Source organism: Aeromonas sp. MR16 (assembly GCF_022549315.1).
Lineage (GTDB): Bacteria > Pseudomonadota > Gammaproteobacteria > Enterobacterales > Aeromonadaceae > Aeromonas > Aeromonas aquatica.
On record NZ_JAKZFK010000027.1, the window covers coordinates 34,991 to 60,165 of the forward strand.

Here is a 25,175-nt window from a genome sequence, read left to right on the forward strand (position 1 = left end):
CGCCGACAAGCGCCTTTTGCATCTTCCCCCCCGATCCCTGACAATCCCATTTCGTGCGACGTGACGGCGGTCATTGCTGTTTGCCCCCTCACCTCATCCCTTGCATCGTTGAATTGGCGGGACTTGCCCATGTTTACCCTCTGCCACCCCATCTTTTGAATCGGCGGGAGTTGATTATGTTTACCCTCTACCACTCCAATCAGCTGGATCTGCTCAAAGAGTTGCTGGTGGATCGCATCCGGCAGGCGCCGCTTGCCCACCCCTTCGAGCGGGAACAGATCCTGGTGCAGAGCCCGGGCATGGCCCAGTGGCTCAAGCTGGAGCTGGCCAAGGCATTCGGCATCGCCGCCAACATCGACTTTCCCCTGCCCGCCAGCTTCATTTGGGAGATGTTTACCCAGGTGCTGGCGGATGTGCCTTGCATAAGCCCCTACAACAAGGGGGCCATGAGCTGGCAGCTGATGACCATATTGCCGGCCCTGCTGGACAGACCTGCCTTCGCACCCCTGGCCGCCTATCTGGGGGGCGCCGATCGGCGAGCAGAAGATCAGCCGTCCGAACCGGACCAGGTGCGGCTCTGGCAGCTGTGCCAGAAGGTCGCGGATCTGTTCGACCAGTATCTGGTCTACCGGCCGGACTGGATCGCCCGTTGGGAAGAGGGAGAGGGTCTGGTCGGCACCGGCCGCCAGGAGCTGGCGGAGGTGAGCGGCCAGGACTGGCAGCCGGAGCTGTGGCGCGAGCTGGTGGCCCGCACCCTGGCGCTCGCGCCCAGCGGCTATCACAGAGCCAATCTCTACGAGGAATTTATCCACGAGCTGGCGCGCACCCGGGATCTGCCGGGCAAGCTGCCCCGGCGGGTGTTCGTGTTCGGCATCTCGGCGCTGCCGCCGCGCTACGTGGAGGCACTGCTGGCCCTCGGCAGTCGGGACGAGGTGGAGGTGCACCTGTTCGTCACCAACCCCTGCCGCTACTACTGGGGGGATCTGCTCGATCGCAAGACGCTGGCGCGACTCGCCAACAAACTCAAGCCCGGCACCGACATAGAGGCGTTGCAGGGCCCGGCCAACCCGCTGCTCGCCTCCATGGGCAAGCTGGGGCGGGACTATCTGCACCAGCTGATGGAGCTGGAGGTGCCGCAGATAGAGGCCTTCGTCGATATCGACGAAACCAGCTTGCTGCATTGCATCCAGAAGGACGTGCTGGAGCTGGGATCCCGAGGGGAGGGTCAGTTCGAACTGGACAGCAGCCATCACAAGAGCCCCATCAATCCGGCGGATGGATCCCTGCAGATCCACGCCTGCCACGGCCCCATGCGCGAGCTGGAGGTGCTGCACGATCGGCTGCTGGCGCTGTTCGAGCAAGACTCCAGCCTCACCCCGAAAGACGTGGTGGTGATGATGCCGGACGTGAACAGCTACGGCCCCTATATCCAGGCGGTCTTCGGCAAGGAGAAACCGGGGGCGCGCGGGCACATCCCCTTCGCCGTGTCGGACAGGGCCGCCAGCCAGGAGAGCCCGTTGCTGCAAAGCTTTCTCGCTCTGCTCGGGCTGCCGAACGCCCGCTTCGGTGCGGGGGAGCTGCTCGCCATCCTGGAGGTGCCCGCCGTGCTACGCCGCTTCGAGCTCGATGACGACGAGTTCAACCAGCTGCGGCGCTGGGTGCAGGAGACCGGCATCCGCTGGGGGCTGGACGATGCCTATCCCACCCGCTTCGCGCTGCCGCCGCTGTCCGGCAACAGCTGGCTGTTCGGCCTGCGTCGCATGTTGCTCGGCTTCGCCATGGGAGACGGGGAGCCGGTGGACGGCATACTGCCTTACGCTGACATCGAGGGTCAGCAGGGCCTGGCCCTCGGCAAGCTGGCCTGGTTTGTGGATTCCCTCGCCGAATTCCTGCCGCGGCTGCAACAGGCGCAGCGTCTGGGGGACTGGGTCGCCTGTCTCAACGCGCTGCTCGAGCGCTTCTACCTCGCCGATGAGGACGAAGAGCGGCTGCTGCAGCTCATCCGCACTGCCCTTGCGGACTGGCAAGGGGGGCTGGCCGAGGCGCGTTTCGAACAGCCCATCAGCCCCGAGCTGCTACGGGATTACCTCGGCAGCGTGCTGGGGGAGTCGCGCTCCAGCCAGCGCTTCCTCGCCGGTCAGGTGAACTTCTGCACCCTGATGCCGATGCGCTCCATCCCCTTCCGTCAGGTCTGCCTGCTCGGCATGAACGACGGCGTCTACCCGCGCACTCTGGCCCCCATGGGCTTCGATCTGATGGCGGTGGCCTCCAGGCGCGGCGATCGATCCCGGCGGGACGATGACCGCTACCTCTTCCTCGAGGCGCTGCTCAGCGCCCAGCAGGGGCTCTATATCAGCTATCAGGGGTTCAGCGCCGAGGACAACAGCGACAAGGTGCCCTCCGTGTTGCTGGCGGAGCTCATCGACTATGTGCGCCAGGGCTTCGTGCTGGCGGGGGACGAGGCGCTCGATGACGAGACCTCGGGGGAGCGGCTGCTCAAACACCTGATCATCGAACACCCGCTCACCCCTTACAGCCACAGCTACTTCTATCCCGAACCGGGGTCGCGGCTGTTCACCTATGCCGCCGACTGGCTGCCGGCCCTCAATCCCGTGCCGGGGGCGAGCAACTTCCAGAGCGGCGAGCTCCCGTTACCGCCCGAATGGGGCAAGGAGCAGGGGCTGGAGCTGGCCGAGCTGCTGCGCTTCTATCGTCAGCCCGCCAGGTACTTCCTCAATCGCCGCCTCAAGGTGTGGTTCGAACTCAACGAGGCGAACATCGAGGACAGCGAGCCGTTCGAACTGGACGGCCTGCAACATTATCAGCTCAAAGCCCTGCTGCTGGATGCCCACCTCGACGAGGGCAGCAGTGACGTGCGGCGCGAGCGGTTGCGGCTCAGCGGCCAGCTGCCACAAGGCTGGTTCGGCAACCTGCTGCTGGACGATCTGGACGAGCAGATGGGCGGCCTGGCCGCGCGGCTGCGACCCTGGATTGCCGGTGAGGGGGAGGATGAAAAACGGGCGGTGGAGATCGACATCGCCCTGGCCCAGGGTCAGCTGCAGGGCTGGATTGATACCCAGAAGGGCCGGGCTCTGGTGATCAAACCCGGCAGCTTCAACGGCAAGGATCTGCTGCTGGGCTGGGTGCAACACCTCTGCCTCTGCCTGAGCGATTCCCCCGGCGACACCCTGCTGTTCGATGCCAAGCAGAGCTGGCGGCTGCCGGTGCTGCCCGCCGACGAGGCACGTCCCAGACTGGCGGCGCTGGTGGCGCTCTGGCAGCAGGGGATGAAGCGGCCGCTGCCCTTCTTCCCCAACACCGCCTGGGAGTGGCTCAAGGCGATGGAGAAGGATCCCGACAAGCCGGAGGCCGCCGACAAGGTGGCCCTTGCCCGTTTCAACGGCGGCTACATGGTCACAGGGGAAGGGGAGGACGTCTACGTCGCCCGCTGCTTCCCCGAGCTCAACGATGAGGTGCTGACCCAGCTGCGGGCCCTGGCCCGCGAACACCTGACTGCGCTGCACGACACCCTGGAGGCGCTCCCATAATGGCCAACCCGCTCAATACCCTGCGCTTTCCGCTCCACGGCGAGCGCCTGATCGAAGCCTCTGCCGGTACTGGCAAGACCTACACCATCGCCGGCCTCTATCTGCGCCTGCTGCTGGGCCACGGCCCGCAGATCGAAGAGGGAGAGGACGCGGGCCAGCCCAGCGCCCACGAGCGGCCGCTGTCGGTGACCGAGATCCTGGTGGTGACCTTCACCGAGGCGGCCACCGCCGAGCTGCGGGGGCGGATCCGCGCCCGTATCCACGAGGCTCGGCTCGCCTTCCTGCGTGGCAGCATCGCCGATCCAGACAAGGATCCTTTGCTGGCGGGTCTGCTGGCAGAGGTCGAGGATCATGTCCTGGCGGCCAGCCGGTTGCTCGCCGCCGAGCGGCAGATGGACGAGGCGGCGGTCTTCACCATCCACGGTTTCTGCCAGCGGATGCTCAAGCAGAACGCCTTCGAATCCGGCGCCCTGTTCGAAACGGAATTTCTGACCGACGACAGCCAGCTCAGGCTGCAGGCGGTGAGTGACTACTGGCGCGCCGAGTTCTATCCGGTGGACGAGGCGCTGGCCCGCGCCGTGCGCAAACTCTGGCCCAGCCCCGCCGCCCTGCTGCGGGAGATGAACGGCTGGCTCGACAACGGCGAGCTGGCGATCCGCCCCCAGCTGGGGGAGGAGACGCTCATCGAACGTCATCGGGAGGCCATGGCGCGCATCGAGGCCATCAAGGGGCAGTGGCTGGCGCAAACCGACGAGATCCGCCGCCAGACCGAGGGCCAGATCAAACTCTACACCGGCAAGAACTACGAAGGCTGGCTCGCCAAGGTAGGCGACTGGGCGCAGGATCCCGCCAGCGGCTACGCCATCCCCAAGGAGCTGGAACGCTTCGGTCAGGCGATGCTGGAAGCCAAGCTGAGCAAGGGAAAGGCGCTGCCGACCCTGCCGCTGTTCACTCAAATAGACGCGCTGCTGGCCAGCCGCCCCGGCATCCGGGATCTGGTGCTGCAGCGGGCGGCGCGGGTGGTGCGTGAGCGGATGCAGGCCAGCAAGCGGCAGGCCCATCAGCTGTCGTTCGACGATCTGCTCAAGGATCTCGACGGGGCGCTTGGCTCTTCGCTGGGGGAGCGGCTGTGCGAGCGCATCCGGGCGAGCTACAGAGTCGCCATGATCGATGAGTTCCAGGACACGGACCCCCAGCAGTACCGCATCTTCCACCGCCTCTATGGCGGAAAACAGGATACCGCGCTGCTGATGATCGGCGACCCCAAGCAGGCCATCTACGGTTTTCGCGGCGCCGATATCTTCACCTACATCCAGGCGCGCCGAAATGTGAGCGCCCACTACAGCCTCGGCCGTAACTACCGCTCCAGCGCGGCGCTGGTAGCGGCGGTCAACGGCCTGTTCGAGCGGGCGAAAGATCCCTTCATCTATGAGGCGGATATTCCCTTCCTGCCGGTCGAGGCGCAGGGCAAGGGTCGTGCGCTGATGCTGGAGGGGCAGGCCGCCCCCGTGCTGCACTGCTGGCAGCTTGGCGGTCAACCCACCTTCAACCGGGGGGAGTACCAGAGCCTGATGGCCCGCGCCACGGCGGCGGAGATCCACCGCCTGCTGAGTCTGGCCCGGGAGGGCAAGGCCCTGCTGGGGGACCAGCCGGTCAAGGCGGGGGACGTCGCCGTGCTGGTGCGCACCGGCGCCGAGGGGCGGCTGGTGCAGCAGGAGCTGGCACGGCTCGCCATCGCCTCCGTCTATCTGTCGAATCGCGAGAGCGTGCTGGCCCAGGTGGAGGCGCGGGAGATCCTGCTGATCCTGCACGCCTGCCAGAACCCGAGCGAGGAGCGCAGCCTGCGGGCGGCACTCGCCACCGGCCTGTTCGATCTCGACGCCAGGGCGCTGGAGGCGCTTGCCTCGGACGAGCGCGCCTGGGAGAGCGCGGTGCAGGAGTTCATGGAGTACCGCAAGATCTGGCATCGCGGCGGTGTGCTGACTATGCTGCGGGCCCTGCTGCAGCGGCGCAACCTGGCCGCCTCCCTGCTGGCGAGCCCCTATGGGGAGCGGCGACTGACCAACTTCCTTCATCTGGCGGAGCTGCTGCAACAGGCGAGCTGCGAGCTGGACGGGGAATACGCCCTGCTGCGCTGGCTGGGGGAGGCGGTGAGCCACCCCAACGGCCAGGTGGCGGAGCAGGTGCTGCGCCTCGAATCCGAGCGCAAGCTGGTGCAGATAGTCACCATCCACAAATCCAAGGGGCTGGAGTACCCGCTGGTGTTCCTGCCCTTCATCTGCAGCCACCGCGCCGCCGAGACCCCGCTGTTCCACGAGGAAGTGGAGGGCCAGAACCGCAGCGTCCTGGATCTCACCGGGGCCGACGGCTCCCTGGCGCAGGCGGACAAGGAGCGCCTCGCCGAAGACCTGCGACTGCTCTATGTGGCCCTGACCCGGGGCGTCTATGCCACCTGGCTCGGGCTGGCGCCGGTGCGATCCGGCAATGGCAAGTCGGAGCAGACCGACTTGCACCATACCGCCATCGGTTACCTGCTGCAGAAGGGAGAGGAAGGGGATGCCTCAACCCTGAACACGGCCCTCGGCGAGCTTGCCCAGGGGCTGCCCGGGGTGGCGGTCGGTGAGCCCTCGCTGACCCGGCCGGCCCCGCTGCCGCCGGAGCTGGAGCAGCTGGGTGAGCCCCAGGTGCGCCGCGTTGAGGGAACGCTTGAGCGAGACTGGTGGATCAGCTCCTACTCCGGGCTCGCGGCCCAGGGGCAGGGCCACAGCAAGGGGGTGCTGGCCAATCCCGGCTTCGATGATGAGGTGGTGACCGAATCCGCCGCCGGCGTGACCCCGGAGGAGGCTCCCGATGCATCCATCTTTACCTTCCCGAAAGGGGCCCGTCCCGGCACCCTGCTGCACAGCCTGTTCGAGACCATCGATTTCCAGAGTGCAGGGGGCGAGGCACTGTGCACCCATATCGCCGAGCTGCTGGTGCGGGACGGCTTCGACGCGCACTGGGCTCCCCTGCTGCAACAGCAGGTGGAGGCGGTACTGGACACCCCGCTGGAAACCGGTTTTGGGGCGCCGGTGCGGCTGCGGGATCTCGCGGCCGATCGCAAGCAGGTGGAGCTGGAGTTCTTCCTGCCCATGGGGCGGGTGACGGCTCCGGCCCTCACCGCCCTGTGCCAGCGCTTCGATCCGCTGTCGGCCGGCAACAAACCGTTAAGTTTCAGCACGGTACAGGGGATGCTCAAGGGCTTTATCGATCTGGTGTTCGAGTGGCAGGGGCGCTGGTATCTGCTCGACTACAAGTCCAATCACCTCGGCATGAGCGCGGCGGACTACGGCCGTCCGGCGCTGGAGCGCGCCATGTGTGATCATCGCTACGACCTGCAATATCAGCTCTACTCTCTCGCGCTGCATCGGCTGCTCTCCCTGCGGCTGCCGGGCTACGACTTCGACCAACACTTTGGTGGCGTCTTTTATCTGTTCCTGCGCGGCATGCCGGAGGGGGGCGTCTTCCATACCCGCCCGAGCCGGGATCTGGTGCTGGGGCTCGACAAGTTGTTTAGCCAAGGTGTGATGCCCGAGGGTTATCGTTTAGAAGAATCGAACAAGGTGGACGCATGACGGGCACAGACATGATCGCGCGCTTGAAACAATTGGCCCTGGCGAGCCGCATTCGCCAGCTGGATCTGCAATTTTCCAAACTGGTGTCGGATCTCGGTGGCAGTCCCGAGCTGGTGCTGGGGGCGGCGCTCGCCTGCTTCGAGCTGGGCCGCGGCCACGTCTGCCTGCCGCTGGTACTGCTGGCACACGACGGCCGGGACAAGGGATCCTGGCGCCCCTTCGGGCTGGATCCGGATCAGAGCCGGGATCTGCTGGGGGATCTGGAAGCTCCAGCCCGCTGGCCCGCCCTCTTTGCGGCAAGTCCCCTCGTTGGCAGCGAGCAGCATGAGGGGGAGGCCCCCCGCTGGCCGCTGCGACTGTGGCACGGGCGGCTCTACCTCACCCGCTACCACGACTTTGAGCTGGGGGTGGCCCGCCATCTGCGCTTCTTGAGCGAAAAGGCCGAATGGCCCGAGATAACCCCGGCCCTGTCGCGCCTCTTTGCCCGCGACTATGGTCTCGTCTTCGGTGCCCTGCTGGACGCTCGCCTCTCCTCCGATTTTTCGGCTCGCCACTTCGTCGAGAAGTATCTGGATCTGGTGTCACCGGCCGAGGTGGACTGGCCTCGGGTCGAAGCCCTGTTGGCCAGCGCCCAGGCGGCGAGCGAGCTGAGCGCGCTGGATGCCCTGGTGCCCGAGGCGCTCTGTTGCAACGGCCAGAAGCTGGCGGCGGCCACGGCGGCGGCGCGCCCCTTCGCGGTGATCTCCGGCGGTCCCGGCACCGGCAAGACCACCACGGTCGCCAAGCTGCTCGCCATCCTGGTGGAGACCGGCCTGCAGCAAGGCAAGGCAACCGCCATCCGGCTGGTGGCCCCCACCGGCAAGGCGGCGGCGCGGCTCACCGAGAGTATCGGCAGCGCCCTGCAGGGGCTGGATCTGGCCCCCGAGGTGGTGGCCACCATCCCCACCGAGGCGGGCACCCTGCACCGGCTGCTCGGGGTCATCCCCGGCCGCAGCCAGTTCCGCCATCACGCAGGTAACCCCCTGCATCTGGACCTGCTGGTGGTGGATGAGGCCTCCATGGTGGATCTCCCCATGATGGCGCGCTTGCTGGACGCCCTGCCCAGGCACGCCCGCCTGATCCTGCTCGGCGACAAGGATCAGCTCGCCTCGGTAGAGGCCGGGGCCGTGCTCGGCGATATCTGCAGCTTCACCGCTCAGGGGATGAGCCCCGAGCAGGCGGATTGGCTCTCCCGCCAGACCGGCTACCGGCTGCAGGGCACGCCAGCAGGGGCTCCGGTGCGCGACAGCCTCTGCCTGCTCACCAAGAGCTGGCGCTTCGACCAGCATTCCGGCATAGGCCAGCTGGCGCGGGCCTGCAACGGCGGCGATGCCGCCGCGGTGGAATCGGTCTGGAGTGCGGGATTCAAGGACATCAGCCTGCACCCCTGGGTGGGAGAGGCCTACGAGGCGCTGATCGCCCAGGGGGTGGAAGGTTACGGCGCCTATCTCAAGGCTGCCCGCGAGGGCATGGATCCCGCCGCCGTGTTCAAGGCGTTCAATGGCTTCCAGCTGCTCTGCGCCCTGCGGGACGGCCCCTTCGGGGTGGAGGGGTTGAATCAACGGCTCGAACTGGCTCTGTCCAGGGCCGGGCTGATCCAGCGGGACGGCGACTGGTATGCGGGCCGCCCCGTGATGGTGGTGCGCAACGATCACGGCATCGGCCTCTACAACGGCGACATGGGGCTCTGCCTGCCCGATGAAACCGGTCGACTGAAGGTGTGGTTCGAGCAGCCGGACGGCTCCCTGCGCGCCCTGTTGCCAAGCCGGCTGCCACCTCACGAGACCGTCTACGCCATGACCATCCACAAATCCCAGGGCTCGGAATTTGCCCATACAGTGCTGGTGCTGCCCGACAACCCCAGCCCCTTGCTGACCCGCGAGCTGGTCTATACCGGCATCACCCGCGCCAAGGCGCGGCTCGATCTCTACGGCGACCGCGCCCTATTGGCACAGGCGGTACGGAAAAAGACCGAGCGATATTCCGGATTGGCGGAGAGATTGGGGGAGTGATTGATTGGACTGTGGCAAAGGGAGTGGCTGCATCTTGTTCAATTGTTTAATCGAGACACTGTTTTATATTATGAGAGCGCGTGATTATGAGTAAAGATCAAGTATTTTATAGATATAAATATGTAGAGTTTAGTCAGAATAGTCTCAAAATAATCACGGATGGAACTATTAAGTTCACATGTCCACTCGATTTTAACGATCCATTTGATTGTCGTCCATATCTTCTTGTTGATGATGACGTTGTGACATCTAATTCTTTTAAAATGGCGCAAAAATATAAAAAGCTGTCACCAGCTGAAAAAATAAAACAAAAACCCCAAATGCTTAATAATCTTAAAAATGTCATTAATAGTGGGGAGTACATAAAGGTATTTTTACAAGGCTTAGGCGTATTATCATTGAGTAGAACTGCTAACAATATACTCATGTGGTCTCATTATGCAGATAATCACCGAGGTTTTGTTGTGGAGTTTAAATATGACATGGATATCTTATCGTCAAAGGCGCACAGATTGGAAAGTTTATTTCCTATCCCTGTAGAATATGAAACAAGTCGGCCTATCCATAAGATGTCAGAGCAGTTTGATCCAATAAAGCACTTTCTGACAAAAAGTATTGACTGGCAATATGAACAAGAAGAGAGGGTTATTACAACTAATGAAGGCCATGGGATCCATCCATATAATAGAAAAGAAACTCTTAATGCTGTTGTTGCTGGTGCGAAAATGAGTGATAAAGATTTTGAATCTTTACGGAATGCGGTTGAAATAGCATCTTGTGAAATTGGTCGGGAAATAAAAATTAAGAAAGCAATAGTTTCTGATGACCGCTATGAGGTAATAATTTAGTTCCTATTTTATCTCATATGTTGGGCTTCGCAGGCTCAGCACCAACCTACCGATTGTGTAGGTTGTGGCTGAGCGTAGCGAAGCCCAACGTTTACCGCGTAATCTTTTTTTTCCTCCCCTCATCCCCAGCCCTTCTCCCGCAAGGGGAGAAGGGAGATTTGGCTCCCTTTGAGTTGGTTTGCACCACAGGTTTATCGGATATTTGTAGGTTCGATTAGCGAAGCGTAATCGGACGATCGCGTAATCAAACATCATGCAATCGAATATTGCATCATCGAAAATTCGTGCAATCCGCCACTCCCGAACTGTCCCCGATTGCCAACGCTATATCCTCGATGCCGGATGATCCCCTCTCCCTTTGGGAGAGGGGATGGTGAGGGGAACGGGTTGGCACAATGCAACAAATCGTAGGGTGCAATGAACGAAGTGAATTGCACCGCCAAGTATTATCTGTCAAAACGGTGCATTGCTGCACCCAACATACTCACGACTGGATGTCATTCATTGCGACTTGAATTTAACACCATCGATCCGGATCGGGATTACGAACGCTGTGTTCAGGCGCGCAGGGATGCCTATTTTTGCAGCTTTCATACCTATGATGGCTTTGCCGAGTTTATCTGCGGCTATCGGGAGCGGATTCATGAAAGGTTGGGGCAAGTGCAATGGCATTACCTGCATGTCTGGGCTGGCGAGCAGTTGGTGGGCCAGTTGGAGTTTCGCAGCTTTTCCGATGAGCCCGAGACCGGCTATGTGCAACTTATCTATCTGTTTCCCGAGTATCGTGGCACCAGCCTGGCCGCCGAGTTGCAGGCATATATCCGCCAGCAGTTGCTGGGGGCGGGCTGTAAATGGGCCATTCTCTCCGTGAGTCGCACCAATTTGCGGGCGCTGAACCATTACCGGCGTTCGGGCTGGACATTTTTGCGTTCCAATCCAAAACACGAAGAGACGGATTTTTATCGACTTGAACTGGCAAAATAATCTCGTATGTTGGGCTTCGCAGGCTCAGCACCAACCTACCGATTGGGTAGGTTGTGGTTGAGCGAAGCCCAACGTTTACTGCGTGCTCTCTTTTTTCCGGCCCCTCATCCCCAGCCCTTCTCCTCCTTTTTTAATAAACGGGAGAAGGGAGCAATACCGTTACCGCTGTCCGATTACGCTTCGCTAGTCGAACCTACGTGGCTGGCGATCATATCCTCGGTGCCGCTTTATCCCCTCTCCCGTTGGGAGAGGGCAGGGTGAGGGGATCATTCAGGTATTAGATGGTCAATTCCAGCCGGTTGCCTTCCGGATCCAGGAAGGTGCTTTCGTAATAGCCGTCGCCGGTCCAGCGGGGGCCGTCCAGGTGTTTCACCTCGGCCCCCTTCAGCAGCTTGAGACGGGCTGTCATCTTGTCCACCGCCTCCGCGCTGCCGAGGGCGAAGGCGATATGGGCCAGCCCTTGCAGCGGGTGCGGCAGGTGCAGATCTGCCGGAAACAGAGTGGGGGTATGCATCAGCTCCAGACTGGCGCCCCCCTCGAAGCGCACGAAGTAGGACGAGAACTGCTTGGCCGGGTTGTGGTAGCGTTCATTCGCCTGCCCGCCAAACAGGGTGCAGTAGAAGCTCTTGAGGTCGTCCAGATCCTGGGCCCAGATGGCAACGTGATGGATGTGCATGGCCTGTCTCCTTTGAGTTGATGCCCTTGATGTTATGCTCTGGCCTAATCCTTCGACATGGCTGAGCCCGTCCTGATGATGTCTAAAACTGCCAATCTGGAAGTGATCGAAGTCTCCCCCGACTGCCGCGAGCAGATCTGCTGCGACAGCCTGTTGCCCGCGCTCGCACAAGAGCGGGTGTGGCTGGCGGGCCACTCCCACCTGCAAACCCACTATCGGATCGAACGCCGCTTCGCGGACGTGCACTGTTTCTTGATCACCCTGGGCGGTGAGGGGGAGGTGCTGATCGGTGAGCGCTATGAGCGGCTTGTAAGCGGAGAGTGGGCGCTGATCCCGGCGGGCCAGCCGCTCTGCTACCGGTTAGCAGAGACGCAGTTGCCGGAGCCGCAACTGCCCACTGGCGGTCAGTGGGCGCTGATCCCGGCGGGCCAGCCGCTCTGCTACCGGTTAGCAGAGGCGCAGTTGCCGGAGCCGCAACTGCCCACTGGCGGTCAGTGGGAGCTGGTGTGGCTGCTGCTGCACAAGGGCTCCCCCTGGGATGCCTTCGCCAGTCACTCCAGACTGGGTTGCACCTCCCAGCAGGCCAGTCTGCTGCATACCCTGGAGAACCTCTATGCGGAGCAGGAGCGCCATCAGGACCCGTTGCTCAGCGCACTCCTGGTGGAGCAACTCGGCTTCTATCTGCGCCGCCTGCTGCAAAAGGGGGAGGGGCAGAGTCGCGGCGAGCGGCTGGCACTGCGGCTGGAACTGTTATTGAAAGAGGCGCCGACCGAATGCTGGGACATAGGGCGGATGGCCGGGGCGCTGCACCTCTCCGAGCGCCAGCTCTATCGGCTCTGCCAGCAGCATTTTTCACTGGCCCCCATGGCGCTGCTGCAACGGCTGCGGTTGCAACGGGCCGCCCTGCTGCTGGCCAGTCGAGGCGATCCGGTCAAGGAAGTGGCGAGGCTGTGTGGCTTCAAGAACGAGTACCACTTCTCCACCGCCTTCAAGCGCCAGCACGGGCTGGCCCCCAGCCATTACCGCAACTTGCACCATCCCGGCTTTAAAACCGGACAGGGCTGAGCGTTGCTGGCTGAATTTTGCTCACATGGATCTGGGTTTGGCCGATAACGATCACGACGGATCCCGGGGGATGTCACGAACAAGATGGGCTGGAGAAGATGCCTCGGGCTTCTACACTCAATGTTTGGATCTTCGCGTCGGCGGAGATTAAGAGGAAAAGGATGATCTCGCATGGAGCTGGAAACGGACAGGATAAGGATTTCTGACGTCAGCGAGGGGGTGGTGCATGGCATCCTCGAGGTGATCAGTGAAGGCATCTGGGACTGGAATGCCAACACCGGCTTCGTCTACCGCAACCCCGGCTGGTACCGGATGCTGGGGTATGAGCCGCATTCGCTCAACAACACCGTATTCACCTGGGAGAACGTGATCCATCCCGAGGATCTGGCGCGGGTGATGGCCTGCTTCGACGCCTACCTGAGCGGTGAGGCGGCCACTTACAAGGTCGAGTACCGTTGCCGCTGTCAGGGGGGCGACTTCGTCTGGATCGAGGATTACGGCCGGGTCATCACGCGCAACCCCGATGGATCTGTGGCCCGCATGATAGGGGCACACCGCGATATTCATGCCCAGAAGCAGCTCTATGCAAGGCTGGAGCTGCACAACCGCTCGCTGGAGCAGCAAGTGGTGGAGCGCACCGCCGAGCTGGAGCGGCTCAACCGGGAGTTGCAACGCCAGGTGGAGGAGAATCGCCGTCTGGCGGAAACGGATTCCCTGACCGGGGCCGCCAGCCGTTATCGGCTGGAGCAGACCATACGGCTGGAATATGAGCGGGCCAGGCGCTTCAAGGAGCCTTTCTCCGTCGTCGCCATGGATGTGGACAATTTCAAGCAGATCAACGATCGCTACGGCCACGGCGTCGGCGACCTGACCCTGATCGACATAGTGCGGCTGACGAGGGGCTGCATCCGCGAGATCGACTTGCTGGCCCGTTGGGGGGGCGACGAGTTCATGCTGGTCCTGCCCAATACCCGTCTGGTGGATGCCCATGTGGTTGCCGAGAAGCTGCGCCAGCAGCTGGGTCATGCCAGGGTCAAGGGGCAGGAGCCGATCACCATGAGCTTCGGTCTGGTCGAGTCTCAGCCGGAGGAGGCCCTGAGTCAGCTGATGGCGAGGGTAGACAGGGCGCTCTATCAGGCCAAGCTGGCGGGCAAGGATCAGCTCTGCGGTTAGGTTCTGTCTTTTGCCGCCATCAAGATGCACCCTTCCCCCCCGAATGCGGCTTGACCTTGGGTTCAACTTGACTCCGACCCGGCTCACTGGTCTGATGCGCGCTCTTTCATTCCTGTGAGATGTATCTTAATGAAGAAGTGCCTCCTGATTGCCCTGACCGCCCTGCCTCTGGTTGCCCACGCCGGCCTGATGGATTCCCTGACCGATACCGTTACCAGCAGTGTCACCAGCAGCGCCAAGACGATGGCTGGCACCGCCATGGACAGCGCCTCCAACGAAGCGATCAAGAAAGCGCTGGATATCAAGGAAGGCGGCTCCAACAAGCAGGCCATCAAGGACAAGCTGGGCGCCCCGGCCAGCACCCAGACCGAAGCCGGCCTGGAAGTGTGGACCTATGATCTGGGTGCCCTGAACAAGGTTTCCCCCATGTTGGCCGAGACCACCAAGACCCTGTTCAAGGATACCGAAGCCGCTCAGAAGAACGTCCTCATCAAGTTCGAAGGCGAGACCGTCAAGACCCTGAATCTGGCTGACAAAACCAAGGCCTGAGTCTGAACGACGTGCATGAGAAAGGGGCCAAGAGGCCCCTTTTTGCTGGTCGATGCTTACCGCTACCGCTGTTCGGTCTGCAACGGATGGGGGTCAGAAACGACAGAGGGTGGCCTTGGCCACCCTCTCTGGTATCCGGAGCTGCTTACTGGTTTGCTTCGGCGAACTGCTTCATCACTTCGGCGTGCTTGGTCATGCCATCGGCACGCAGGCCCAGGTTCTTGATGAACTCGGCCTTCTTGGCCGGATCCTCGATCTTGTCATAGCGCTGCTGCAGGTGAGTCTGGATTTGCTCCGGGGTCATGTTCTGCATGCGGGCCATCTTGTCGTGGCGGCCCCCATGGTGTTTGCCGCCCATCATGCCGGAGCCATCCATGGGGCAACCCTCTGGTTTGGCCGTGGCGGCAGCTGCGGGCTGGGCCGTGGTCACGGCTTCGCTGGCGGCATAGGCGCCAAGGGGCAGGCCGAGGATCAGGGTGGCGGTCAGCAGGGTCTTGGTCAGATTTTTCATGGGTAACTCCTGTCGGATGAATACGGGTAGAGGCTCTTTCGCCTTGGTATCCAGTAAACACCGTGGAAGTGTCTGAATTTTGCCAGTTGGAGCCTATTTTGTAGCAGAGTGTGGCATCCTGCCGCTCTGGCACAGTTTGACATAATACGCCCGGTTGATTTTCGTATAATCGCTCCAGCTCGAACACGGGAGAGACAGTGATGAACCAAGGTAGCCCTCATATTCTGGTGGTCGATGACCACAGCGAGATCCGCGATCTGCTGAAACGCTTTCTGGAACAACACGGGATGCGGGTCAGCTGTGCCCGCGATGGCAAGGAGATGAAGCGGCTGCTGGACGAGCGGGAATTCGATCTGCTGGTGCTGGATCTGATGATGCCAGGGGAAGATGGCCTGACCCTGTGCCGCGAGCTGCGGGTGAAATCCCGTCTGCCCATCATTATGCTCACCGCCATGGGAGAGGAGACGGATCGCATCATAGGGCTGGAGATGGGGGCCGATGACTATCTCGCCAAGCCGTTCAATCCCCGTGAGTTGCTGGCCCGGATCAAGGCAGTGATGCGCCGCACTCAGGCTGAGCCCCAGCCTGCACCGGACACCCTGACCCGGGATCTGCGTTTCGATCGCTGGTTGCTCGATATCAATCGCCGGGAACTGGTGGATGAGGACGGTGTGGGAATGAGCCTCTCCACCGCCGAGTTCGATCTGCTGAAGGTGTTCCTCGAGCGGCCCCAGCGGGTGCTGAGCCGGGATCAGTTGCTGGACTTAGCCCGTGGCCGTGAGGCGGTGGCCTTCGATCGCGCCGTCGATACCCTGGTGAGCCGGCTGCGGCGCAAGCTGGAGCGGGATCCCAAGAATCCCGAGCTCATCAAGACCATCTGGGGTGGCGGTTACCTGTTTGCCGCCGACGTGACGCAGGAGTGAGCCGGTGGCCATGATCAAGCAACTCTGCTCCAGAGTCTTGCCAAAGGGGCTGACCGGCCAGATCGTGCTGGTTGCCCTGGTGGGGCTGGTGTTGATCCAACTGCTCAGCATCCAGATCTACCGCTCGGATCGGGAAGAGGCGCTCGGCTACGTCAACAGTCGCAATGCCATGCAACGGATCGTCTCTGTGGTGCGGCTGCTCACCCTTTCGCCCCCCTCGCTCTATCACGAGATCCTGAAGGCGAGCCGCAGCGAAACCTTGCTGCTGCGCCTCGCCGACGAGCCGTTGCAGCCGGATAACCGTAGCCCCCGTTTCGAGAAGCTGGTGCGGGCCAAGCTCGACTATCCGCCGCAGCTGGCGGTGGAGATCAGTGCCGAGCTGAAGCAGGAGTTCCAGCGCAGCCAGGCCTGGCGGCATCATAACCGCATGATGAAGGATCGCGGCGGCATGCCGCCACCTCAGGACATGCGGCTCTATGGCTCCATCCAGTTGCCAAACGGCGGCTGGCTGCAATTCAGCTCTTTGGTGGACAAGGAGTCGGCGAGCTGGTCCTGGCAGACCACCCTCAACCTGCTGTTGGTGGCGAGCCTGGTGATAGGCCTGATGATCTGGCTGTTCCGCCGGGCCACCCTGCCGCTCAAGCTGCTGGCCGCCAATGCGGATCGGCTGGGGCGCGGGGAGGACATAGAACCATTGCGCGAGGAGGGGCCGACCGAGATCCGCGAATCCATTCAGGCCTTCAACCGCATGCACACCCGACTCGCTCGCTTCGTGCAGGACAGGACCCGCATGCTGGCCGCCATCTCCCACGATCTGCGTACCCCCATCACCAGCCTGCGGCTGCGCACCGAATTCCTGAACGACGGGGAGGACAAGGAGCGGATCCAGCAGACCCTGCAGCAGATGGAGCAGATGCTGGCGGCCACCCTGAGCTTTGCCCGGGAAGAGGGGCAACAGGAGGCGACCCGTGAGCTGGATCTGGTCAGCCTGTTGGAGAGCCTGTGTGACGACTACGCCGATACCGGTCAGCCAGTCACCTGCCTGGCCGAGGGCAAGCAGGTCTATGCCTGCCGTGCCAATACCCTGCGGCGGGTGCTGCAAAACCTCATCGGCAATGCCATCAAGTACGCGGGCAGTGCCGAGGTGTCGCTGGAGCGCGGTGAGGATGAACTGCTGATCCGGGTTTGTGACAGGGGACCGGGCATAGCTGAAAGCCAGCTGGACGAGGTGTTCAAGCCCTTCGTGCGGCTCGATGAGGCCCGTAATACCGAGTCCGGCAGCGTGGGGCTAGGGCTCGCCATCGCCCGCACCCTGGTGCATCAGCATGGCGGGGAGCTCAGCCTGCACAACCGATCTCAGGGTGGACTGGAGGCGAGGATCCGCCTGCCGCTGTGAACACTGGCCTCAGCAATCGAGAGGGTGCCCATCTGGGTGCCCTTTTTTGTATCCGCGTCCTGCCCCTGGATGGCTGAGGCTGGCGATCTGGGGTGTAGTCTTCTGGGCGGCTGACTGTGGGAGCTAGCTGGCTGCGAAGCAACGGTCGATGCGAGCTATTTCGTATCTGGATGGGTAAGGCGGGCAAGCTTGGGCATAGTCACCCGGTGGCTGATCATGCGGTGTCACTGGTCGCGACATTGTGGCTGCCGGGAGGGGACGTGAGGAGAGTGCGCCGAAAATCGGGCAACAAAAAACCCGCCTAGGCGGGTTTTTTCAATTCTTGCAGAAGGTCTTTCCGATGAACGGGAAGGCTTCCTGGCTTGAATTACAGACCAACTACGTTGGCAGCAGCCGGGCCTTTCTGGCCTTGCTCGATGGTGAACTCAACGCGCTGACCTTCGTCCAGAGTTTTGAAGCTGGTGGACTGGATAGCGGAGAAGTGTACGAACACGTCTTTGCCACCGTCAGCAGGGGAGATGAAACCGAAGCCTTTCTCAGCGTTGAAGAACTTTACGGTACCAGTCATTTTGTTAGACATAATAATTTCCTTAATAGTGATATTGAAACGCCACGGTTGCGGCAATCCATGATTTTTCGTCAGCAATACGTATGAGGAGCACTAAAGAAGGAAATTATTTGGCAAGAATCATCTGGGACAACTCTATACACAAATCACTGCTTTAAAATGACTGCCTAACATAATCAGGTCTGAACTACCGAACCATCGAGAGTGATTAAAACACGCTCTCCTCGTCATGGCAATCTTTATCTTGGTGTTAATTACCTCCACCCAGAGTGTTTGAAGGTGTTTGTTTTGTAAAAGTTGTTTTTCACCAGATAGTTATAGATGTGTTCAGGACGAAAATAGCGAGGATGGGTTGCCATGTCCGGACGGCAGGATAAGCGCCCGGACATGGGCATGAAGGGACTATCGTTTGCTGCGGTACTTGTTGCTGACGGAGTCGGCCCAGCTGAAGGTATCGGGTAATACCTGATTCTTGGCGCGCTCCTTGGCCTTTTCTCGTGCCAGTGCGGAGGCCACCTTGGCGACCTTTGCACGATCCGCTGCGATTTTCAGGCGCCCCTCTTCACGGATCTTGTTGCGTTCCCCATTGGTCAGGGTGTGATCGGCATTGGCCTGTGCCTTCTGCAGCAACAGGGTGATCTCGGCCTTCTCTGCCTCGGTGAGGTCTTTCATTTCCAGCTTTTTCATGGCGCGCTCCTGCGGCAGGTGATGGTCCACCCTAGCACACTCCGGGGGCCGACTCTTATGCAATCGTCGACTTGCGATCAAAAGTGCAGGTTGAGTGCTATTTCTAGTCTGTTTTTACCCTGTTCCAGGCAACATCCGGTGGCTTGTGGTGCATGGACTTTGTGTTTCGCGAATGAGGGCATGGCCTGTGCAGCCCGAGCCAGGCCCATCCAGGAGCAAGTAAGGAGAGGGGCCCGGTCACCATTCTTGGCAGAACGAGAGATTGAGCCGCTTGACGCTATCCAGGTTTGGACTCGATTTAGTCGACTGTGGCTGCTGTGGGAGAGTTCCCTGAGGTTCATTCCATGGGGTCGATGCAGCCTCTGGCCGCTGATCTGCCGTTATCCTGAGAGGCTGGATCCGGGTAGGAGGTTAGGGGTATGCTGGTATCAGTGCGATCCCAGATCGTCACTGCAAGCGTACTGTGACCTATGATTCGGCTGACACGCTGGAACCCCGGTTCCAACTGTCTGGGTAACATTTTGGAGTCTGATGATGAGCAACAAAGAACAGCATCACGGCAAAGATGCCAAGAAAAAACCGCAGATGTCACTGAAAGAGAAGCGCGATGCTAAACGGCAGAAAGCCGACCTGAAAAATGGCAGCGCGATAAAGTAACGCTCCCCATGCTGTAGTTCCTTCGGAGCCAGTATCAAGCCAGCCTGTCATGGGCTGGCTTTTATGTTTTTGGTCGATGAAGTCGTGCCGTAGGCGGCAAAGATCCGCTCATAGCGTCCGTCCTTTTTCATCCGGGTCAGCTCGCGATCGAACCACTGTTGCTGCGTCGCCTGGCGGAAGGCGAAGTGATAGTGGGTGGGGGCGAACAGCTCGAATTGCCTTACCTGGTTGGGGTTATAGCGGCCGGAGTAGGGCTCACTGCCGCTCAGCTGCGCAAGGTAGTAATGGAACACCCTCTGTTCCAGGATCACGGCATCCGTGCGCCCCAGCAGCAACCGCTGCACCTGTCCTTCTTGTCTTGCGACCTCCTCATAGCGAGGATTCTGATCGACCACGCCAGCGAAATCCTCTCCCAGGATCTGCCGTGCCCGTTGGAAGGCGCTGACACGCAATGACTTCAGATCCGCCAGGCTGCGGATCTGGGTCTGGTCGAGGGTAAAGATCCGGTTGTGGAAGGTGATCACCGGTTGTGACAGATAGGCATGGTTCAGCATGCCGGGCTTCACGTTGATGATGGCGTCCAGCTTGCCGCTCTCCAGCATGCGGAAGGTACGCTCCAGCGGCAGGTATTCGAATCGGATCTCGTCGCTACTGCCGGCAAATGCCTCCGTCAGCAGATCGAGTTCGATGCCGCGGCCTTGGTGCTTTATCACATAAGGAGGGATGGCAAAACTGACACCAACTCGCAGTGGCTCGGCGATCAGGGGGCCGATATGCAGCAGCAGGATGGCGCTTAGCAGGCGGTTGAAGGATCCCATGCATATTCTCAGGCGGATGACTCTCCCTGATGATAACCACAGCCGAAGGCGGGGGAGACGAGACGGGAGGGATAGTCGCAATAACATGATGTGAGAGCGGGTGGCTGCGTCAGAAGTAGGCAAAAAAAGGCCCTGAACAGTCAGGGCCTGGCAGTGATTTTGTCGGATTAGAACGGAATGTCGTCGTCGAAATCCATCGGCGGTTCGTTGTAAACCGGCGGGGCAGACTGAGGTTGCTGCTGTTGCTGAGGACGGCTGTAGCCACCCTGTTGCTGCATGTTTTGTTGAGGAGCGGCGGCAGGGCGCTGCATGTTTTGCTGTGGCGCCGCCTGTTGTGGCTGGCCCCAGTTGCCCTGAGACTGTTGACCACCCATGCCCTGGCCAGCGCCGCCTTGCGGACGGCCACCCAGCATTTGCATCACGCCGGTGAAGCTATCGACCAGCACTTCGGTGGTGTAACGCTCCTGGCCACCCTGATCCTGCCACTTGCGGGTCTGCAGCTTGCCTTCGACATAGACCTGGGAGCCCTTCTTCAGGTACTCACCGGCGACTTCGGCCAGCTTGCCCATGAACACAACACGGTGCCATTCGGTGCGCTCTTTCTGCTCACCGGTCTGCTTGTCGCGCCAGGATTCGGAGGTGGCCAGGGTGATGTTAGTCACGGCACCGCCGCTCGGCATGTAGCGCACTTCCGGGTCTTGCCCCAGGTTACCGATCAGAATGACTTTATTGATGCCTCGACTGGCCATAATCTCTCTTCCACCTTTATATACCGGCCAGGCCTGATGCCCGGACCATTCAACATTCGTTTGCTGTCGGTGAGTGGCGCCCACTGTGGTGAGGCGCATCTTCACTCATGTCATGACGGTGTCCGATACAGAGTAGTGACTGGCCGTCCGTCGCAGCGTTGGCCCGCAATAGTATCAGTTGGCGGGCATAATCGCACACCTTCCCTGCCCGGAGTGCGCCAATCAATCGCTGGATTTCTGAGTAACTTACCCGAGGTGTGGGGCTGCCAGCAAGGGAGCAACACCACAGAGTGCTGCGCCGACAGGGGAGGGCTGTTAAGGTGTGGGCTGGCACTAGTAGACCCCCCAAATGGGGAGGTCGTGCTAGTCATTTGTATTGGTTGAGAAATTACTAAGCTTCAAAGGGGTCGCTGCGGCGCCTAATACTTTTTTAATGCTGCAGCCAGGAAGGGGATTGGTACTCTTTCTTGCCGAAAAGCCCTGACCCGAATGTGCAAGGAAGTTTTCTTGATGACGCCCGAATATCCCCTAGTGCTGATCACCGAACATAATGCACAAGCCGTCAGTTTCCAGCGTCACCTCGGCGAGCAGCTTGGCTTGTCCATTTTGTTGGTCGGAGAGCTGGATGCGCTGCCTGCCCCCTCGGAGGCGGATAGTCAGCCGCTGTTCCTGATCGATCTGGATTACCTCAAGACGGCGCAGCAAGCCGACTGGAGCAAGGCGATCTGTGACCGCTTCGACAAGGCCAGCGCTGTGTTGCTCAATGCCCCGACCAGCACGGACAGGGAGCTGTTGCTGATGTGGCCCCACACCAGCGGGCTCTTCTTCCGTCAGGACAGTCTGGATCGACTGGTGATCGGCATCGGCAAGGTGCTGCAGGGGGAGTACTGGATCCCGCGCCACCTGCTCTGTGATCTGGTGGATTACTACCGCAAGGGGAGCGGACAGCCGCTGCGCAATCAGACGCTGCTGACGGCCCGGGAGCAGGAGATCGTCCGCCACCTGATGACGGGGGCCTCCAACACCGAGATCGCCGACAGCCTGTTCGTGAGCGAGCACACCATCAAGTCCCACCTCTATAACGTGTTCAAGAAACTGAACGTCAAGAACCGCCTGCAGGCGGTGAGCTGGGCCAAAGAATTTCTCTGAAAAGCAGGGTGAGGATGATAAAAACCTGTCTATTCATCCAGTAGTCTCTATGCCATACTGATTCGCTCTGATTTGTGTATCGAGCGTGCAAGAAGATGGAAAAAATCGTGATTCGGGGTGCCCGCACCCACAATCTCAAGAACATCAACCTGACCCTGCCCCGCGACAAGTTGATCGTGGTCACCGGTCTGTCCGGTTCCGGCAAGTCCTCGCTGGCGTTCGATACCCTCTATGCCGAGGGACAGCGCCGCTACGTGGAGTCACTCTCCGCCTATGCCCGCCAGTTTCTCTCCCTGATGGAGAAGCCGGACGTGGATCATATCGAGGGGCTGTCACCGGCCATCTCCATCGAGCAGAAATCCACTTCCCACAACCCGCGTTCGACCGTGGGGACCATCACCGAGATCTACGACTACCTGCGGCTGCTGTTTGCGCGGGTCGGTGAGCCGCGCTGCCCTACTCATGCCATCCCGCTCGCCGCCCAGACCATCAGCCAGATGGTGGATCTGGTGCTGGCCCAGCCCGAGGGCAGCAAGCTGATGCTGCTGGCCCCCGTGGTGCGCGATCGCAAGGGCGAACACACCAAGTTGCTGGAAAACCTGGCGGCCCAAGGCTATATCCGCGCCCGTATCGATGGCGAGGTGTGCGATCTTTCCGATCCCCCCCCGCTCGAGCTGCACAAGAAGCACACCATCGAGGTGGTGGTGGACCGCTTCAAGGTGCGCGCCGATCTGGCGCTGCGCCTCGCCGAATCCTTCGAAACGGCGCTGACGCTCTCCGGCGGCATCGTACTGGTGGCGCCCATGGACGGGGAAGAAGGGGTCGAACCCATGATCTTCTCCGCCAACTTCGCCTGCCCCGAGTGCGGTTACTCCATGTCGGAGCTGGAACCGCGGATCTTCTCCTTCAACAACCCGGCCGGCGCCTGCCCGACCTGTGACGGCCTCGGGGTGCAGCAATATTTCGATCCCGCCAAGCTGATCCACGACCCGAGCCAGAGCCTGTCCGGCGGCGCCATCCGCGGTTGGGACAAGCGCAGCTTCTACTACTTCCAGATGCTCAAATCTCTTGCTGAGCACTACAAGTTCGATCTGGAGAGCCCCTGGGAGGATCTGCCGGCCAAGACCCAGGAGGTGATCCTGCGTGGTTCGGGCCGCACCGAGATCGAGTTCCGCTACATGAACGATCGCGGCGATGTTGTGGTGCGCAAGCACCCGTTCGAGGGGATCCTGCACAACATGGAGCGCCGTTACCGGGAGACCGAATCCAACTCGGTGCGCGAAGAGCTATCCAAGTACATCGCCAACAAGTCGTGCACCAGCTGCGGTGGCAGCCGGCTGCGGGAGGAGGCACGCCACGTGTTCGTGGACAACCGCAACCTGCCCGCCATCGCCGAGCAATCCATCGGTGACGCGCTGGCGTTTTTCGCCGGCATCGAGCTGACCGGCCAGCGCGCCCAGATCGCCGAGAAGATCTTGAAAGAGATCGTCGAGCGGCTCGGCTTCCTGGTCAACGTCGGCCTCAACTACCTGAGCCTGTCCCGCAGCGCCGAGACACTGTCCGGCGGCGAGGCCCAGCGTATCCGGCTGGCGAGCCAGATCGGTGCCGGCCTGGTGGGGGTCATGTATGTGCTGGATGAGCCCTCCATCGGCCTGCATCAGCGCGACAACGAGCGGCTGCTCAAGACCCTTACCCACCTGCGCGACCTCGGCAACACCGTGATAGTGGTGGAGCACGACGAGGACGCCATCCGTCTCGCCGATCATGTGCTCGACATCGGTCCCGGCGCCGGGGTGCACGGTGGTGCCATCGTTGCGCAAGGCACGCCGGAAGAGATCATCGCGAACCTGGATTCCCTGACCGGTGACTACCTCTCCGGCCGCAAGCAGATCGCCATCCCCGCCGAGCGCACGCCGCTCACCGGCAAGTGGTTGAAATTGAAGGGGGCTAGCGGCAACAACCTGCGCAACGTCAACCTGGATCTGCCCATAGGGGTGATGACCTGCGTGACCGGCGTCTCCGGCTCCGGCAAGTCGACCCTGATCAACGACACCCTGTTCCGCATCGCTCACCGGGAGCTGAACAAGGCGACCGAGTCGACCCCGGCGCCCTACCGCGGCGTCGAGGGGCTGGAGCATCTGGACAAGGTGGTGGACATCGATCAGAGCCCCATCGGCCGCACCCCGAGATCCAACCCGGCGACTTACACCGGCCTGTTCACCCCGATCCGCGAGCTGCTGTCAGGCACCCAGGAGGCGCGCTCCCGCGGTTACCTGCCGGGCCGCTTCTCCTTCAACGTGAAGGGCGGGCGCTGCGAGGCCTGTCAAGGGGACGGCGTCATCAAGGTGGAGATGCACTTCCTGCCGGATGTCTACGTGCCGTGCGACGTCTGCAAGGGCAAGCGCTACAACCGCGAGACCCTGGAGGTGAAGTACAAGAGCAAGAACATCCACGAGATCCTGGAGATGACGGTGGAGGATGCCCGTGAGTTCTTCGATCCGGTGCCGGCGGTGGCGCGCAAGCTGCAAACCCTGATGGACGTGGGCCTCTCCTACATCCGTCTCGGCCAGTCCGCCACCACCCTGTCCGGCGGCGAGGCGCAGCGAGTCAAGCTGGCACGGGAGCTGTCCAAGCGCGACACCGGTCAGACCCTCTACATCCTGGATGAGCCGACCACGGGCCTGCACTTCCACGACATCCAGCAACTGCTCAAGGTGCTGCACCAGCTGCGGGACAGAGGCAACACCATCGTCATCATCGAGCACAACCTGGACGTCATCAAGACCGCCGACTGGATCGTCGATCTCGGCCCCGAGGGGGGCGCAGGCGGTGGCCGCATCCTGGTGACAGGCACGCCGGAGGAGATGATCCGCTGCAAAGAGTCCCACACGGCCCGCTTCCTGGCGCCGCTGTTGGGCAAGTAAACAGACGGCAGACAGACAAGGGGCTCAGGCCCCTTTTTTGTTGGGCGTGTCCCGTCCTGAATATGGTTTACACCTTTCCCCCCAATAAATGGAGAACCCGATGGGACAAGGTGTGAAACGGACACAACGCGATTACTCGCTGACTTTTAAACTAGCGCTGGTCGAGCAGATTGAAAAAGGCGAGCTCACCTACAAACAGGCTCAGGCCCGTTATGGCATTCAGGGCAATTCGACCATTCTGGTATGGTTGCGTAAACATGGTCGGCAAGATTGGAGCCAGGGGGC

General features: G+C 61.2%; 19 protein-coding genes and 1 pseudogene. 14 read left to right on the top strand and 6 right to left on the bottom strand.

Annotated elements, in window-relative coordinates; genetic code table 11:
- The first annotated feature begins 176 nt into the window (after positions 1 to 176).
- From recC to MM194_RS17185, 5 genes are all read left to right on the top strand, one after another.
- Entirely contained in the window at positions 177 to 3,548 is a 3,372-nt protein-coding gene (gene recC / locus MM194_RS17165) for an exodeoxyribonuclease V subunit gamma (RefSeq protein WP_241344244.1), read from the top strand.
- Positions 3,548 to 7,162: an exodeoxyribonuclease V subunit beta gene (gene recB, locus MM194_RS17170; protein WP_241344245.1), complete on the top strand. Its 3,615-nt coding sequence runs from the start codon at positions 3,548 to 3,550 to the stop codon at positions 7,160 to 7,162. Before recC ends, recB begins: the two co-directional genes overlap by 1 nt.
- Positions 7,159 to 9,213: an exodeoxyribonuclease V subunit alpha gene (gene recD, locus MM194_RS17175; protein WP_241344246.1), complete on the top strand. Its 2,055-nt coding sequence runs from the start codon at positions 7,159 to 7,161 to the stop codon at positions 9,211 to 9,213. Before recB ends, recD begins: the two co-directional genes overlap by 4 nt.
- Positions 9,214 to 9,299: 86 nt before the next feature.
- Positions 9,300 to 10,061, top strand: a complete 762-nt coding sequence (locus MM194_RS17180; protein WP_241344247.1) for a DUF2971 domain-containing protein — start codon at positions 9,300 to 9,302, stop codon at positions 10,059 to 10,061.
- Positions 10,062 to 10,565: 504 nt separating this feature from the next.
- Complete coding sequence (locus MM194_RS17185) at positions 10,566 to 11,045, top strand: GNAT family N-acetyltransferase (protein WP_241344254.1); 480 nt, start codon at positions 10,566 to 10,568, stop codon at positions 11,043 to 11,045.
- 277 nt (positions 11,046 to 11,322) lie between these two features.
- On the opposite strand, the gene MM194_RS17190 is transcribed toward MM194_RS17185, so the two are convergent.
- Positions 11,323 to 11,721: a VOC family protein gene (locus MM194_RS17190; RefSeq protein WP_241344248.1), complete on the bottom strand. Its 399-nt coding sequence runs from the start codon at positions 11,719 to 11,721 to the stop codon at positions 11,323 to 11,325.
- Between the two features lie 75 nt (positions 11,722 to 11,796).
- Here MM194_RS17190 and MM194_RS17195 point away from each other — a divergent pair, with 75 nt between their 5' ends.
- From MM194_RS17195 to MM194_RS17205, 3 genes are all read left to right on the top strand, one after another.
- Positions 11,797 to 12,786 carry a helix-turn-helix transcriptional regulator gene (locus tag MM194_RS17195; RefSeq protein WP_241344249.1) on the top strand — a complete coding sequence of 330 codons (990 nt, stop codon included), beginning with the start codon at positions 11,797 to 11,799 and terminating at the stop codon, positions 12,784 to 12,786.
- A 171-nt stretch (positions 12,787 to 12,957) separates the two neighbouring features.
- On the top strand, positions 12,958 to 13,959 hold the full coding sequence (locus MM194_RS17200; RefSeq protein ID WP_033129770.1) for a sensor domain-containing diguanylate cyclase: 1,002 nt from the start codon (positions 12,958 to 12,960) through the stop codon (positions 13,957 to 13,959).
- A 129-nt stretch (positions 13,960 to 14,088) separates the two neighbouring features.
- On the top strand, positions 14,089 to 14,508 hold the full coding sequence (locus MM194_RS17205) for a hypothetical protein (RefSeq protein WP_033129771.1): 420 nt from the start codon (positions 14,089 to 14,091) through the stop codon (positions 14,506 to 14,508).
- A gap of 145 nt (positions 14,509 to 14,653) precedes the next feature.
- Here the strand turns inward: MM194_RS17205 and MM194_RS17210 are convergent, their stop codons facing one another.
- The gene (locus MM194_RS17210) at positions 14,654 to 15,019 is read right to left on the bottom strand and encodes a hypothetical protein (RefSeq protein ID WP_033129772.1); all 366 of its coding nucleotides are present in this window, start codon (positions 15,017 to 15,019) and stop codon (positions 14,654 to 14,656) included.
- A 200-nt stretch (positions 15,020 to 15,219) separates the two neighbouring features.
- Between MM194_RS17210 and MM194_RS17215 the strand changes: the two genes are divergently transcribed.
- Positions 15,220 to 15,942, top strand: a complete 723-nt coding sequence (locus MM194_RS17215) for a response regulator (RefSeq protein WP_033129773.1) — start codon at positions 15,220 to 15,222, stop codon at positions 15,940 to 15,942.
- Positions 15,943 to 15,952: 10 nt separating this feature from the next.
- Positions 15,953 to 17,338 (top strand): ATP-binding protein, encoded by a 1,386-nt coding sequence (locus tag MM194_RS17220; protein WP_033129795.1) that lies wholly within the window; start codon positions 15,953 to 15,955, stop codon positions 17,336 to 17,338.
- Positions 17,339 to 17,705: 367 nt separating this feature from the next.
- On the opposite strand, the gene cspA is transcribed toward MM194_RS17220, so the two are convergent.
- A complete protein-coding gene (gene cspA / locus MM194_RS17225) occupies positions 17,706 to 17,918 on the bottom strand; it encodes an RNA chaperone/antiterminator CspA (protein ID WP_025328559.1) in 213 nt (70 codons plus the stop codon).
- Between the two features lie 390 nt (positions 17,919 to 18,308).
- On the bottom strand, positions 18,309 to 18,593 hold the full coding sequence (gene yjbD / locus MM194_RS17230) for a DUF3811 domain-containing protein (protein WP_033129774.1): 285 nt from the start codon (positions 18,591 to 18,593) through the stop codon (positions 18,309 to 18,311).
- 534 nt (positions 18,594 to 19,127) lie between these two features.
- Here yjbD and MM194_RS21975 point away from each other — a divergent pair.
- A complete protein-coding gene (locus tag MM194_RS21975) occupies positions 19,128 to 19,250 on the top strand; it encodes a hypothetical protein (RefSeq protein WP_100860060.1) in 123 nt (40 codons plus the stop codon).
- Positions 19,251 to 19,297: 47 nt separating this feature from the next.
- On the opposite strand, the gene MM194_RS17235 is transcribed toward MM194_RS21975, so the two are convergent.
- On the bottom strand, positions 19,298 to 20,068 hold the full coding sequence (locus MM194_RS17235; protein ID WP_241344250.1) for a transporter substrate-binding domain-containing protein: 771 nt from the start codon (positions 20,066 to 20,068) through the stop codon (positions 19,298 to 19,300).
- Between the two features lie 167 nt (positions 20,069 to 20,235).
- On the bottom strand, positions 20,236 to 20,817 hold the full coding sequence (locus MM194_RS17240; protein WP_033129776.1) for a single-stranded DNA-binding protein: 582 nt from the start codon (positions 20,815 to 20,817) through the stop codon (positions 20,236 to 20,238).
- A gap of 510 nt (positions 20,818 to 21,327) precedes the next feature.
- Between MM194_RS17240 and MM194_RS17245 the strand changes: the two genes are divergently transcribed.
- The 3 genes and pseudogenes from MM194_RS17245 to MM194_RS17255 form a co-directional block, all read left to right on the top strand.
- Positions 21,328 to 21,966, top strand: a complete 639-nt coding sequence (locus tag MM194_RS17245; RefSeq protein ID WP_161785817.1) for a LuxR C-terminal-related transcriptional regulator — start codon at positions 21,328 to 21,330, stop codon at positions 21,964 to 21,966.
- A 95-nt stretch (positions 21,967 to 22,061) separates the two neighbouring features.
- Complete coding sequence (gene uvrA / locus MM194_RS17250) at positions 22,062 to 24,890, top strand: excinuclease ABC subunit UvrA (protein ID WP_033129778.1); 2,829 nt, start codon at positions 22,062 to 22,064, stop codon at positions 24,888 to 24,890.
- A gap of 100 nt (positions 24,891 to 24,990) precedes the next feature.
- A pseudogene (locus tag MM194_RS17255) lies at positions 24,991 to 25,175 on the top strand (IS3 family transposase); the annotation flags it as partial.

Coding starts and splice junctions, on each gene's coding strand:
- cspA (WP_025328559.1), bottom strand. CDS start 17,918: ATGTCTAACAAAATGACTGGTACCGTAAAGTTCTTCAACGCTGAGAAA.
- recD (WP_241344246.1), top strand. CDS start 7,159: ATGACGGGCACAGACATGATCGCGCGCTTGAAACAATTGGCCCTGGCG.
- MM194_RS17180 (WP_241344247.1), top strand. CDS start 9,300: ATGAGTAAAGATCAAGTATTTTATAGATATAAATATGTAGAGTTTAGT.
- MM194_RS21975 (WP_100860060.1), top strand. CDS start 19,128: ATGAGCAACAAAGAACAGCATCACGGCAAAGATGCCAAGAAAAAACCG.
- MM194_RS17240 (WP_033129776.1), bottom strand. CDS start 20,817: ATGGCCAGTCGAGGCATCAATAAAGTCATTCTGATCGGTAACCTGGGG.
- MM194_RS17245 (WP_161785817.1), top strand. CDS start 21,328: ATGACGCCCGAATATCCCCTAGTGCTGATCACCGAACATAATGCACAA.
- MM194_RS17190 (WP_241344248.1), bottom strand. CDS start 11,721: ATGCACATCCATCACGTTGCCATCTGGGCCCAGGATCTGGACGACCTC.
- MM194_RS17220 (WP_033129795.1), top strand. CDS start 15,953: ATGATCAAGCAACTCTGCTCCAGAGTCTTGCCAAAGGGGCTGACCGGC.
- recC (WP_241344244.1), top strand. CDS start 177: ATGTTTACCCTCTACCACTCCAATCAGCTGGATCTGCTCAAAGAGTTG.
- yjbD (WP_033129774.1), bottom strand. CDS start 18,593: ATGAAAAAGCTGGAAATGAAAGACCTCACCGAGGCAGAGAAGGCCGAG.
- MM194_RS17200 (WP_033129770.1), top strand. CDS start 12,958: ATGGAGCTGGAAACGGACAGGATAAGGATTTCTGACGTCAGCGAGGGG.
- MM194_RS17195 (WP_241344249.1), top strand. CDS start 11,797: ATGATGTCTAAAACTGCCAATCTGGAAGTGATCGAAGTCTCCCCCGAC.
- uvrA (WP_033129778.1), top strand. CDS start 22,062: ATGGAAAAAATCGTGATTCGGGGTGCCCGCACCCACAATCTCAAGAAC.
- MM194_RS17205 (WP_033129771.1), top strand. CDS start 14,089: ATGAAGAAGTGCCTCCTGATTGCCCTGACCGCCCTGCCTCTGGTTGCC.
- MM194_RS17215 (WP_033129773.1), top strand. CDS start 15,220: ATGAACCAAGGTAGCCCTCATATTCTGGTGGTCGATGACCACAGCGAG.
- recB (WP_241344245.1), top strand. CDS start 3,548: ATGGCCAACCCGCTCAATACCCTGCGCTTTCCGCTCCACGGCGAGCGC.
- MM194_RS17235 (WP_241344250.1), bottom strand. CDS start 20,068: ATGGGATCCTTCAACCGCCTGCTAAGCGCCATCCTGCTGCTGCATATC.
- MM194_RS17210 (WP_033129772.1), bottom strand. CDS start 15,019: ATGAAAAATCTGACCAAGACCCTGCTGACCGCCACCCTGATCCTCGGC.